11 protein-coding genes are annotated in these 12,779 nt (G+C 69.3%); 9 read left to right on the forward strand and 2 right to left on the reverse strand.

Annotation, left to right across the window (positions count from 1 at the left end):
* Window positions 1-26: 26 nt before the first annotated feature.
* From ACIHFB_RS37765 to ACIHFB_RS37805, 9 genes are all read left to right on the forward strand, one after another.
* Window positions 27-779: a YebC/PmpR family DNA-binding transcriptional regulator gene (locus tag ACIHFB_RS37765; protein ID WP_365282516.1), complete on the forward strand. Its 753-nt coding sequence runs from the start codon at window positions 27-29 to the stop codon at window positions 777-779.
* A gap of 196 nt (window positions 780-975) precedes the next feature.
* On the forward strand, window positions 976-1,521 hold the full coding sequence (gene ruvC / locus ACIHFB_RS37770; protein ID WP_365282517.1) for a crossover junction endodeoxyribonuclease RuvC: 546 nt from the start codon (window positions 976-978) through the stop codon (window positions 1,519-1,521).
* Window positions 1,518-2,123 (forward strand): Holliday junction branch migration protein RuvA, encoded by a 606-nt coding sequence (ruvA, locus tag ACIHFB_RS37775; protein WP_400129269.1) that lies wholly within the window; start codon window positions 1,518-1,520, stop codon window positions 2,121-2,123. Before ruvC ends, ruvA begins: the two co-directional genes overlap by 4 nt.
* 26 nt (window positions 2,124-2,149) lie before the next feature.
* Window positions 2,150-3,220 carry a Holliday junction branch migration DNA helicase RuvB gene (gene ruvB / locus ACIHFB_RS37780; RefSeq protein ID WP_365282519.1) on the forward strand — a complete coding sequence of 357 codons (1,071 nt, stop codon included), beginning with the start codon at window positions 2,150-2,152 and terminating at the stop codon, window positions 3,218-3,220.
* A 164-nt stretch (window positions 3,221-3,384) separates the two neighbouring features.
* A complete protein-coding gene (gene yajC / locus ACIHFB_RS37785; protein WP_365282520.1) occupies window positions 3,385-3,930 on the forward strand; it encodes a preprotein translocase subunit YajC in 546 nt (181 codons plus the stop codon).
* Between the two features lie 132 nt (window positions 3,931-4,062).
* Window positions 4,063-5,826, forward strand: coding sequence for a protein translocase subunit SecD (gene secD, locus ACIHFB_RS37790; protein WP_365282521.1), 1,764 nt, complete (start codon window positions 4,063-4,065; stop codon window positions 5,824-5,826).
* 1 nt (window position 5,827) lies between these two features.
* A complete protein-coding gene (gene secF / locus ACIHFB_RS37795) occupies window positions 5,828-6,946 on the forward strand; it encodes a protein translocase subunit SecF (RefSeq protein WP_365282522.1) in 1,119 nt (372 codons plus the stop codon).
* Window positions 6,943-7,482 carry an adenine phosphoribosyltransferase gene (locus tag ACIHFB_RS37800; RefSeq protein WP_365282523.1) on the forward strand — a complete coding sequence of 180 codons (540 nt, stop codon included), beginning with the start codon at window positions 6,943-6,945 and terminating at the stop codon, window positions 7,480-7,482. Before secF ends, ACIHFB_RS37800 begins: the two co-directional genes overlap by 4 nt.
* Before the next feature lie 360 nt (window positions 7,483-7,842).
* Window positions 7,843-10,374, forward strand: a complete 2,532-nt coding sequence (locus ACIHFB_RS37805) for a RelA/SpoT family protein (RefSeq protein ID WP_365282524.1) — start codon at window positions 7,843-7,845, stop codon at window positions 10,372-10,374.
* Between the two features lie 65 nt (window positions 10,375-10,439).
* On the opposite strand, the gene ACIHFB_RS37810 is transcribed toward ACIHFB_RS37805, so the two are convergent.
* Window positions 10,440-11,669 (reverse strand): DUF349 domain-containing protein, encoded by a 1,230-nt coding sequence (locus tag ACIHFB_RS37810; protein WP_400129270.1) that lies wholly within the window; start codon window positions 11,667-11,669, stop codon window positions 10,440-10,442.
* A 136-nt stretch (window positions 11,670-11,805) separates the two neighbouring features.
* On the reverse strand, window positions 11,806-12,651 hold the full coding sequence (locus ACIHFB_RS37815) for a peptidylprolyl isomerase (protein ID WP_365282526.1): 846 nt from the start codon (window positions 12,649-12,651) through the stop codon (window positions 11,806-11,808).
* Window positions 12,652-12,779: the final 128 nt, after the last annotated feature.

Raw genomic sequence — 12,779 nt, forward strand, 5'->3', positions numbered from 1 at the left:
ATGGGTTACGCGAAGGAGACAGGCAGATGTCCGGCCACTCTAAATGGGCCACGACGAAGCACAAGAAGGCCGTGATCGACGCCAAGCGCGGCAAGCTCTTCGCGAAGCTGATCAAGAACATCGAGGTCGCGGCGCGCATGGGCGGCGTGGACCTCGACGGAAATCCGACGCTGTACGACGCCGTGCAGAAGGCGAAGAAGTCGTCGGTCCCGAACAAGAACATCGACTCCGCGATCAAGCGCGGCGGTGGTCTCGAGGCCGGTGGCGCGGACTACGAGACGATCATGTACGAGGGCTACGGCCCGAACGGCGTCGCGGTGCTCATCGAGTGCCTCACCGACAACCGCAACCGCGCCGCCTCCGACGTCCGCGTCGCCATGACCCGCAACGGCGGCAACATGGCCGACCCGGGCTCGGTGTCGTACCTCTTCAACCGCAAGGGCGTCGTCATCGTCCCCAAGGGCGAGCTGTCCGAGGACGACGTGCTCACCGCCGTCCTGGATGCGGGCGCCGAGGAGGTCAACGACCTCGGCGAGTCCTTCGAGGTGCTCAGCGAGGCCACCGACCTGGTCGCGGTCCGCACCGCCCTCCAGGAGGCCGGCATCGACTACGACTCCGCGGAGGCCAACTTCGTCCCGACCATGCAGGTCGAGCTGGACGAGGAGGGCGCCAAGAAGATCTTCAAGCTGATCGACGCGCTCGAGGACAGCGACGACGTCCAGAACGTCTTCGCCAACTTCGACGTCAGCGACGAGATCATGGAGAAGGTCGACGCGTAACGCTGCCGCGAGCTGAGCGGACTCGGCGGGCCGGTGGGACCCCACCGGCCCGCCGCTGCTGTCGGTGGCAGCGGATAGCCTGGCTTGGTCGAAAGATCACCGTCCACGGACCGCGGCCAACAATTGAGGAACCCCGACGGTGCTCAGCCAGGTCCGCGAGAGCGGCGGCGGTTCAGCCGCAAAGAGGGGAGGGTGCGTGCGCGTTCTCGGGGTGGACCCCGGTCTGACGCGGTGCGGTGTCGGTGTCGTGGAGGGCGTCGCCGGCCGGCCGCTCACCATGCTCGGCGTCGGCGTCGTGCGCACGCCCGCGGACGCGGACCTGGGGCACCGTCTCGTCGCCATCGAGCAGGGCATCGAGCAGTGGCTGGACGAACACCGGCCCGAATGCCTCGCCGTGGAGCGGGTGTTCAGCCAGCACAACGTCCGTACGGTCATGGGCACGGCCCAGGCCAGCGCCGTCGCCATGCTCTGTGCCGCCCGCCGCGGCATCCCCGTCGCGCTGCACACGCCGAGCGAGGTCAAGGCCGCCGTCACGGGCAACGGCCGCGCGGACAAGGCACAGGTCGGCGCCATGGTCACCCGCCTGCTGCGGCTCGACGCACCGCCCAAGCCCGCCGACGCCGCCGACGCCCTGGCCCTCGCCATCTGCCACATCTGGCGAGCGCCCGCCCAGAACCGACTCCAGCAGGCCGTCGCCCTGCACACCGCGAAAGCAACCGCATCGAAAGGTCGCCCGGCATGATCGCCTTCGTCAGCGGCACGGTCGCCGCCCTCGCCCCCGACGCCGCGGTGGTCGAGGTCGGCGGCGTCGGCATGGCCGTCCAGTGCACGCCGAACACCCTGTCCACGCTCCGCCTCGGCCAGCCCGCCAAGCTGCACACCTCGCTGGTCGTCCGAGAGGACTCGCTCACCCTGTACGGCTTCGCGGACGACGACGAGCGGCAGACCTTCGAGCTGCTCCAGACCGCCAGCGGAGTCGGCCCCCGCCTGGCACAGGCCATGCTCGCCGTGCACTCCCCGGACGCCCTGCGCCGTGCTGTCGCGACAGCCGACGAGAAGTCGCTCACCGCGGTCCCCGGCATCGGCAAGAAGGGTGCCCAGAAGCTGATGCTGGAGCTGAAGGACCGGCTGGGTGAGCCGATCGGCGCTCCGGCGGTCGGCGCACCCGTCACCAGCGGCTGGCGCGATCAGCTGCACGCCGCCCTGATCGGGCTGGGCTACGCGACCCGCGAGGCCGACGAGGCCGTGACCGCCGTGGCCCCGCAGGCCGAGGCGGCCGCCGGCACCCCGCAAGTGGGTCAGCTCCTGAAGGCCGCACTCCAGACCCTGAACCGCGCCCGCTGAACCCCCCGAACCCCGAGGCACACGAAATGAACTGGGACGACCCGGCCGACACCCCCGCCCCCGAGCGGCTGGTGGGCTCAGTCGCGGACCGTGAGGACCAGGCCGTGGAGGCCGCGCTGCGCCCCAAGGACCTGGGCGAGTTCATCGGCCAGGAGAAGGTCCGCGAGCAGCTCGACCTCGTCCTGCGCGCCGCACGCGCGCGTGGCGCCACCGCCGACCACGTGCTGCTCTCCGGCGCCCCCGGCCTCGGCAAGACCACCCTCTCGATGATCATCGCGGCGGAGATGGCCGCCCCGATCCGCATCACCAGCGGCCCCGCCATCCAGCACGCCGGCGACCTCGCCGCGATCCTCTCCTCGCTCCAGGAGGGCGAGGTCCTCTTCCTCGACGAGATCCACCGGATGTCCCGGCCCGCCGAGGAGATGCTCTACATGGCGATGGAGGACTTCCGCGTCGACGTCATCGTCGGCAAGGGCCCGGGCGCCACCGCCATCCCGCTCGAACTGCCGCCCTTCACCCTGGTCGGCGCCACCACGCGTGCCGGCCTGCTGCCGCCCCCGCTGCGCGACCGCTTCGGCTTCACCGCGCACATGGAGTTCTACGAGCCCGCCGAGCTGGAACGCGTCATCCACCGTTCCGCGAACCTCCTCGACCTCGAGATCGAGGTCGACGGCGCCGCCGAGATCGCCGGCCGCTCCCGTGGCACGCCCCGTATCGCCAACCGCCTGCTGCGCCGTGTCCGCGACTACGCGCAGGTCAAGGCCGACGGCATCATCACGCGTGACATCGCCGCGGCGGCCCTGAAGGTCTACGAGGTCGATGCCCGGGGGCTCGACCGGCTCGACCGGGGCGTCCTCGAAGCCCTGCTCAAGCTCTTCGGCGGCGGTCCGGTCGGCCTGTCGACGCTCGCCGTCGCGGTGGGGGAGGAACGTGAGACCGTGGAAGAGGTGGCCGAGCCGTTCCTCGTACGGGAGGGACTGCTCGCCCGGACGCCGCGGGGACGCATCGCCACTCCGGCCGCATGGGCGCATCTCGGCCTCACCCCGCCCCACTCGTCAACGGCGGGAAACGGACAACAGGACCTGTTCGGGGCGTGACGGCGAGGGCATTGGCCGGGTCAGGAACCCCGGTGCCATGCTGAGCGTTGTTCCTTGCGCGCGGACTCGCTTAGACTCCGCCGATGCCGCCTTTGTCGGCGGCACACATACCCCCAACCATCAGGCCGCTCACCACCGCGGTCGCGTGAAGGAAGTACCGACCCGTGAGTCTCGTGACCCTCCTCCCGTTCATCGTGCTCATCGGGGCCATGTTCCTGATGACCCGCTCGGCCAAGAAGAAGCAGCAGCAGGCCGCCAACATGCGGAACGAAATGCAGCCCGGCAGCGGTGTCCGCACCATCGGGGGCATGTACGCCACGGTCAAGGAGGTCAACGAGGACACGGTCCTCCTCGACGCCGGCCCGGGTGTCGAGCTCCTCTTCGCGAAGAACTCGATCGGTGCCGTCCTCTCCGACGACGAGTACAACCGCCTCGTCCACGGGATCGAGCACGACCTGAAGAGCGACGTCGTCCCGGACGACGCCTCCGCCCTCACCGAGTCGGAGTCCGCCGAGACCGCCGTCGGCGACGCCTCCGACGACAAGCCGGTCGACCTCGGTAAGAAGGACGCGGACGAGGAGTCGGCCGACGAGACGCCGGCCGCCGCGGCGAAGGCCGAAGAGCCGAAGGTGGACCAGCCGAAGGTGGACGACGAGCCGAAGGTCGACGACGAGCCGACGAAGACCAACGGCGACTCCGAGGCGAAGTAGTCATGCCCCCGGGCGCGCGGGCCGCTCCCGCGCGCACCGGGACATGCGCAGCTTGCCCGGGATCCCGACACCATGTCATGGCCGCCCGCCCGCCGCACGGGCGCGAGGCGGCCCGAGAGGGAGTACGAGAAGGTGGCAGCACCTAAGAAGGGCCGGAGCGCGAGCGCCCAGAGCAAGCCAGGGCGCTCACTGGCCCTGATCCTGATCGCCATCGTGGCGCTCACCGGGGGAATGTTCGCCTCCGGACACACCACTCCGCGTCTCGGCATCGACCTGGCCGGCGGTACGAGCATCACGCTCCGCGCGGAGCCCGAGGACGGCGACCAGTCCGCGATCAACAAGAAGAACATGGACACCGCGGTCGACATCATGAACCGCCGTGTCAACGGCCTCGGTGTCTCCGAGGCGGAGGTCCAGACCCAGGGCGATCGCAACATCATTGTCAACATCCCCAAGGGCACGAACTCCGAGGAGGCCCGGAAGCAGGTCGGCACCACCGCCAAGCTCTACTTCCGTCCGGTCCTCGCCACCGAGGTCTCCGGCGCCGCCGCCACGGCCAGCCCGTCGCCCAGCGCGTCCGGCAGCGTGTCGCCGAGCCCCTCGGGCGACAAGGCGACCTCGTCCTCCTCCCCGTCGGTGACCCCCTCGGCGACCTCGACCACGCAGGGACGCGCGGTCACCGACGCGCTCAAGGCCGACGCCACGCCGAGCAGCTCCGCGTCGCCCTCCGCCAGTGCCTCCCCGTCGGCGAGCGGCAGCGCCCCGGCCGAAGACACCACCCAGCTTCAGGCGAAGTACGCCGCGCTCGACTGCACCAAGAAGGCGGTCCGCGCCACGGCCGGAGAGGGCGCGAAGCCCACCGCGTCGACCGTGGCCTGCGGCCAGAACTCGTCGGGCCAGTGGCAGAAGTACATCCTCGGCCCCGCCGAGGTCGACGGCACCGACGTCGACAAGGCCCAGGCCGTCTTCAACACGCAGACCGGCGCGGGCTGGACCGTGACGATGGACTTCACGGGCGCCGGCACCAAGAAGTTCGCGGACATCACCGGCAAGCTGGCCCAGAACCAGTCCCCGCAGAACCAGTTCGCCATCGTCCTGGACGGCGAGGTCGTCTCCGACCCGTACGTCAGCCAGGCCCTGACCGGCGGCAACGCGGAGATCTCCGGCAACTTCAACCAGGAGTCGGCCCAGAGCCTCTCCAACATGCTGTCGTACGGCGCCCTGCCGCTGACCTTCAAGGAGGACAGCGTCACCACGGTGACCGCGGCGCTCGGCGGTGAGCAGCTGCACGCCGGTCTGATCGCGGGCGGTATCGGTCTCGCCCTGGTCGTGATCTACCTCCTGGTCTTCTACCGCGGCCTCTCGATCATCGCCCTCCCCTCGCTGCTGGTCTCCGGGATCCTGACCTACGTGATCATGGCGCTGCTCGGCCCGACCATCGGCTTCGCGCTGAACCTGCCGGCCGTCTGCGGTGCGATCGTCGCGATCGGTATCACCGCGGACTCGTTCATCGTGTTCTTCGAACGCATCCGGGACGAGATCCGGGAAGGACGCTCACTGCGCCCCGCCGTCGAGCGGGCCTGGCCGCGCGCCCGGCGCACCATCCTGGTCTCCGACTTCGTGTCGTTCCTCGCCGCCGCCGTGCTGTTCATCGTCACCGTCGGCAAGGTCCAGGGCTTCGCGTTCACGCTCGGTCTGACCACCGTGCTCGACGTGGTCGTCGTCTTCCTCTTCACCAAGCCGCTGATGACGATCCTCGCCCGCAAGAAGTTCTTCGCCGACGGTCACAAGTGGTCCGGCCTCGACCCGAAGGGCCTGGGCGCCAAGCCCCCGCTGCGCCGTACCCGCCGTCCCTCCCGCCCCACAGCCGGCCCTGTCGACCCGAAGGAGGCGTGAGATGTCGAAGCTCGGCAACCTCGGCGCCCGACTGCACCGTGGCGAGGTCGGCTACGACTTCGTCGGCAACCGCAAGATCTGGTACGGCATCTCGATCCTGATCACCATCACGGCCATCGTCGGCCTGGCGGTGCGCGGCCTGAACATGGGCATCGAGTTCCAGGGCGGTGCGGTCTTCACCACCCCGAAGACCAGCGTCTCGGTCTCCGAGGCCGAGGGGCAGGCGGAGAGCGCGTCCGGTCATGACGCGATCGTCCAGAAGCTCGGCAGCGGTGGCCTGCGGATCCAGATCGCGGGCATCGACACCGGCAAGGCCGACCAGATCAAGACCGAGCTGTCCAAGGATCTGAAGGTCGACTCGGACAAGATCAACGCCGAGCTGGTCGGTCCCAGCTGGGGTGAACAGATCGCCAACAAGGCCTGGCAGGGTCTGGCGATCTTCATGGTGCTCGTCGTGATCTATCTGGCGATCGCGTTCGAGTGGCGCATGGCCGCGGCCGCACTGGTCGCCCTGATCCACGACATCACCATCACGGTCGGCATCTACGCCCTCGTCGGCTTCGAGGTGACGCCGGGCACGGTGATCGGTCTGCTGACCATCCTCGGTTACTCGCTCTACGACACGGTCGTCGTCTTCGACAGCCTCAAGGAGCAGGCGAAGGACATCACCAAGCAGACCCGGTGGACGTACAGCGACGTCGCCAACAACTCCATCAACAGCACCCTGATGCGCTCCATCAACACCACGGTGGTCGCGCTTCTCCCGGTCGCCGGTCTGCTGTTCATCGGCGGTGGCTTCCTCGGTGCCGGCATGCTCAACGACATCTCGCTGTCGCTGTTCGTCGGCCTCGCGGCCGGTGCGTACTCCTCGATCTTCATCGCCACGCCGCTCGTCGCCGACCTCAAGGAGCGCGAGCCGCAGATCAAGGCGCTCAAGAAGCGCGTCCTCGCCAAGCGGGCGCAGGCCGCCGCGCAGGGCGGGACGCCGGACACCCGGATCCCCGACGAGGCGCACACGGACGAGCCGGAGGACGCCGCTCCCGCGGTCGTCGGTCCGCCGCGCACCCAGCCGGCGGCCCGCAACCGAGGCCGCGGCCGCCCCTCCGGGAAGCGCCGATGACCGACATCGAGGGGTTGCTGCTCAGCCGCATCCGCGATGTGGCCGACTACCCGGAGCCGGGCGTGATGTTCAAGGACATCACCCCGCTCCTGGCGGACCCGGCGGCGTTCAGCGCACTCACCGACGCCCTCGCCCAGGTCGTCGAGCGGACGAACGCGACGAAGGTCGTCGGCCTGGAGGCCCGCGGGTTCATCCTCGGCGCCCCGGTCGCCGTCCGCGCAGGCGTCGGCTTCATCCCCGTACGCAAGGCGGGCAAGCTCCCCGGGGCCACCCTCAGCCAGGCGTACGACCTGGAGTACGGCTCCGCCGAGATCGAGGTGCACGCCGAGGACCTCACCGGTGGCGACCGCGTCCTGATCGTGGACGACGTCCTCGCCACCGGCGGCACCGCCGAGGCCTCGCTCCGGCTGATCCGCCGCGCGGGCGCCGAGGTCGCCGGCGTCGCGGTCTTGATGGAGCTGGGCTTCCTGGGAGGCCGAGCTCGCCTGAAACCGGCCTTGGAGGGCGCCCCGCTGGAAGCGCTCCTGGTGGTCTGAGACTGACGGCAGGTCTATTTGCTGGAAAGACGGCCGGCCCGGTCACATCCGGGCCGGCCGTTTCGCGCCTCATAGGGGCGCGGGGCTGTATCCATGTGCGGCTCCGCCGCGTGGGCGCGACAAGCCACAACGGCGCCGCACCCGGCCATGCATCTGGCACCCCGCACAGGCCCCGACCAAACCCACCGGACACCGCCAGGGCACCGGCACGTCACCTCCCGGAATGCCGGCGGCAGCCCCTCGTGTTCCCGGGGTAGACGGCCGTCACATCGGCCTGAAGGCGATCCTGCGGCCCGGGATCGCTACCATGGGGTCTCCGGAGCCTGACCGGGGGACCCGGATCGCGCACGAGGAGCCCTCTTGCCAGACGAGGCCCAGCACCTGACCGCCGCCAAGCCCGAGTCCGCCTCGGGCCCCGTGGCCAAGCCCGCGCCGACGGTGTCGAACGCGAAGAACGACACCCGTGGGCCGGTCGAGCACGCCCAGTCCGCGCCCGTCGACAAGTCGGCCGAGCAGTCGCGTCCCAAGCCGGCCCCGGCCGAGCGCCCGGCCACACCCGCGGTCCGCCCGAACTCCGGCCAGCCCGCCCGCTCCGGCTCCTCCAACCGCGTCCGCGCCCGCCTCGCCCGTCTCGGCGTCCAGCGCTCCAACCCGTACAACCCGGTCCTGGAGCCGCTGCTGCGGATAGTGCGCAGCAACGACCCGAAGATCGAGACGGCCACCCTCCGCCAGATCGAGAAGGCCTACCAGGTCGCCGAGCGCTGGCACCGCGGCCAGAAGCGCAAGAGCGGCGACCCGTACATCACGCACCCGCTCGCCGTCACCACGATCCTCGCCGAGCTCGGCATGGACCCGGCGACGCTGATGGCCGGTCTGCTGCACGACACGGTGGAGGACACCGAGTACGGCCTCGACCAGCTCCGCCGCGACTTCGGAGACTCCGTCGCCCTGCTCGTCGACGGTGTCACCAAGCTGGACAAGGTCAAGTTCGGTGAGGCCGCGCAGGCCGAGACCGTGCGCAAGATGGTCGTCGCCATGGCCAAGGACCCGCGCGTCCTGGTCATCAAGCTCGCCGACCGCCTGCACAACATGCGCACCATGCGCTACCTCAAGCGCGAGAAGCAGGAGAAGAAGGCGCGCGAGACCCTGGAGATCTACGCGCCGCTCGCCCATCGCCTCGGCATGAACACCATCAAGTGGGAACTGGAGGACCTCGCCTTCGCGATCCTCTACCCCAAGATGTACGACGAAATCGTACGGCTGGTGGCCGAGCGGGCACCGAAGCGTGACGAGTATCTGGCCATAGTGACCGACGAGGTCCAGCAGGACCTGCGCGCGGCCCGCATCAAGGCGACCGTCACCGGCCGCCCGAAGCACTACTACAGCGTCTACCAGAAGATGATCGTCCGCGGCCGTGACTTCGCGGAGATCTACGACCTGGTGGGCATCCGCGTCCTCGTGGACACCGTCCGCGACTGCTACGCGGCCCTGGGCACCGTGCACGCGCGATGGAACCCGGTCCCCGGCCGGTTCAAGGACTACATCGCGATGCCCAAGTTCAACATGTACCAGTCGCTGCACACGACGGTGATCGGTCCCAACGGCAAGCCGGTCGAACTCCAGATCCGTACGTTCGACATGCACCGTCGCGCCGAGTACGGCATCGCCGCGCACTGGAAGTACAAGCAGGAGGCCGTCGCGGGCGCCTCCAAGGTGCGCAGTGACCAGCCGAAGGCCACCGGCAAGGACGACCATCTCAACGACATGGCGTGGCTGCGCCAGTTGCTCGACTGGCAGAAGGAGACCGAGGACCCGGGGGAGTTCCTGGAGTCCCTGCGCTTCGACCTCTCACGCAACGAGGTCTTCGTCTTCACGCCGAAGGGCGACGTCATAGCGCTCCCGGCCGGAGCGACCCCTGTCGACTTCTCGTACGCGGTCCACACCGAGGTCGGCCACCGCACCATAGGAGCGCGGGTCAACGGGCGGCTCGTCCCGCTCGAATCGACCCTGGACAACGGCGACTTGGTGGAGGTCTTCACCTCCAAGGCCGCCGGCGCCGGGCCCTCGCGCGACTGGCTCGGCTTCGTCAAGTCGCCGCGGGCCCGCAACAAGATCCGCGCCTGGTTCTCCAAGGAGCGCCGGGACGAGGCGATCGAGCAGGGCAAGGACGCCATCGCACGTGCGATGCGCAAACAGAACCTGCCGATCCAGCGCATCCTGACGGGCGACTCCCTGGTCACCCTCGCCCACGAGATGCGCTACCCGGACATCTCCTCGCTCTACGCGGCGATCGGCGAGGGACATGTCGCCGCACAGAACGTCGTGCAGAAGCTCGTACAGGCCCTCGGCGGCGAGGAAGCGGCCACCGAGGAGATCGACGAGTCGGTACCGCCGGCCCGCGGCCGCAGTCGCAAGCGGCGCAGCAGCCAGGACCCGGGTGTGGTCGTCAAGGGCGTCGAGGACGTCTGGGTCAAGCTCGCCCGCTGTTGCACACCCGTCCCCGGCGACCCGATCATCGGCTTCGTCACCCGCGGTAGCGGTGTATCGGTTCACCGCAGCAACTGCGTGAACGTGGAGTCACTGTCCCGAGAGCCCGAGCGGATCCTCGAAGTCGAGTGGGCGCCCACCCAGTCGTCGGTCTTCCTGGTCGCCATCCAGGTCGAGGCGCTCGACCGCTCGCGGCTTCTGTCCGACGTCACCCGCGTCCTGTCCGACCAGCACGTCAACATCCTCTCCGCGGCCGTCCAGACCTCCCGCGACCGCGTCGCCACCTCTCGCTTCACCTTCGAGATGGGCGACCCGAAGCATCTCGGCCACGTTCTGAAGGCGGTGCGCGGTGTGGAGGGCGTCTACGACGTGTACCGCGTGACGTCGGCGCGCAGCCGGTCGTAGGGGCATACGACGAAGGGGCTCCCGTACCGAGTACGGGAGCCCCTTCGTCGTATGCCCGAAGCGCGTCAGCCGCCGAACTCCTGGAGACCCTTGAGCGCCTGGTCCAGCAGCGCCTGGCGGCCCTCCAGCTCCCTTTCGAGCTTGTCGGCCCTGGCGTTGTTGCCCTGGGACCGGGCCTGCTCGATCTGCTTGTGGAGCTTGTCCACGGCCGCCTGGAGCTGGCCGGTCAGACCCTCGGCACGCGCGCGTGCCTCCGGGTTGGTCCGGCGCCACTCGTTCTCCTCGGCCTCCTGGATGGCCCGCTCGACCGCGTGCATCTTGCCCTCGACCTTCGGCCGGGCGTCGCGCGGCACATGGCCGATGGCCTCCCAGCGCTCGTTGATCGAGCGGAACGCGGCGCGCGCGGTCCTGAGGTCCGTGACCGGAAGGATCTTCTCGGCCTCCTCGGCCAGCTCCTCCTTGAGCTTCAGATTCTCCGACTGCTCCGCGTCACGTTCCGCGAAGACCGAGCTGCGGGCGGCGAAGAACACGTCCTGGGCACCGCGGAAGCGGTTCCACAGGTCGTCCTCGTGCTCGCGCTGGGCGCGGCCGGCGGCCTTCCACTCCGTCATCAGCTCGCGATAGCGCGCGGCCGTCGGACCCCAGTCGGTCGAGCCCGACATGGACTCGGCCTCGGCGACCAGCCGCTCCTTGGTCTTGCGGGCCTCCTCGCGCTGGGCGTCCAGCGACGCGAAGTGGGCCTTGCGGCGCTTGGAGAACGCCGACCGGGCGTGCGAGAAGCGGTGCCACAGCTCGTCGTCCGACTTGCGGTCCAGCCGCGGCAGACCCTTCCACGTGTCCACCAGGGCCCGCAGCCGCTCACCGGCGGCCCGCCACTGGTCGGACTGCGCCAGCTGCTCCGCCTCGGTGACCAGCGCCTCCTTGGACTTGCGCGCCTCGTCCGACTGCTTCGCGCGCTGCTGCTTGCGCTCCTCACGGCGCGCCTCGACGGTCTCCACGAGCTGGTCCAGCCGCTTCCGCAGCGCGTCCAGGTCACCGACGGCGTGGTGCGCGTCCACCTGCTCGCGGATGTGGCCGATGGCGACCTGGGCGTCCTTCGCGGAGAGGTCGGTGGTCTTGACTCGCTTCTCGAGGAGGCCGATCTCGACAACCAGGCCTTCGTACTTGCGCTCGAAGTAGGCCAGCGCCTCCTCAGGGGAGCCGGCCTGCCAGGAACCGACGACCTGCTCGCCGTCGGCCGTACGCACGTACACGGTCCCCGTCTCGTCGACGCGGCCCCACGGGTCGCTGCTCACAGCGCCTCCTCCACATGATGCCTGCGCAGGGCTTCAGCACCCCCGGGCATCGTCCACAGTTTCGTCACGGCCAACATAGGCGACCGGCGGGTTGCCTGTCCGCATCCCGCGCGACCGAAATTCCGCAGTTGGGGGGTCAGGATTTGGTGACAGTTGCCTTGTTGATCACGACCGTTGCGTTGGGGGCGGTGTTCCCGGTCGTGGGGTCGGCGGCCTGCGCTCCGGCATCCGCGATCTTCTTCAGGACCTTCATCCCGGCTTCGGACACCGTTCCGAACGGTGTGTAGTCGGCGGGCAGCTGACTGTCCTGGTAGACGAGGAAGAACTGGCTTCCGCCGGTGTTGCGGCCTTCCTTCGTCTGAGCGTTGTACTGGTTGGCCATCGCGACCGTGCCCGCCGGGTACACGTTGCCCTTGAGGGTTTTGTCCTTGAGGTTCTCGTCCGGGATCGTGTAGCCGGGCCCGCCCGTACCGGTGCCCTGCGGGTCGCCGCACTGGAGCACGTAGATACCGCTGTTGACGAGCCGGTGGCACTTGGTGTGGTCGAAGAAGCCCTTGCCCGCAAGGAAGTTGAAGGAGTTCACGGTGTGCGGCGCGGCCGACGCCTTGAGGTCGATGTCTATGTCGCCGCAGGTCGTCGCGAGCTTCATCGTGTACGCCGCCGACTTGTCGATCGTGATCGCCGGCTCCTTCTTCCAGGTCGCCGTCTTGACCTTGCCCGCGGCCGGCTTCTCGCACGGGTCGGGGGCCTTGCTGGGCGCCGAGGCGCTCGGGGTGACGTCCGCGCTCGCGTTGCTCTTGTCGTCGTCCTTGAGGACCCCGGTCGTGTACAGCGCGAGGCTGCCGATCAGGATCACGCCGAGCGCGGACGCGATCGCGGCGTTGCGCATGCGCGCCTTGCGCCGTGCGTCGGTGCGCCGCTGCTGCTGCCGCAAGAACTTCTCCCGCGCGAGCTGACGCTTCCGCTGTTCTTGGGTGACCACCGGGTTTCTCCTCATACGTCTCGTACGTCGACCGGTACGCGTGCGTCGTTCGAGCCGACCGCCTGCGTGTGCCCCGTACCGTATATGGGTTCGCTGAGTAATCGGCAGCGCCGGTAGGCTCTGACCTC

Source organism: Streptomyces sp. NPDC051963 (assembly GCF_044593495.1).
GTDB lineage: Bacteria > Actinomycetota > Actinomycetes > Streptomycetales > Streptomycetaceae > Streptomyces.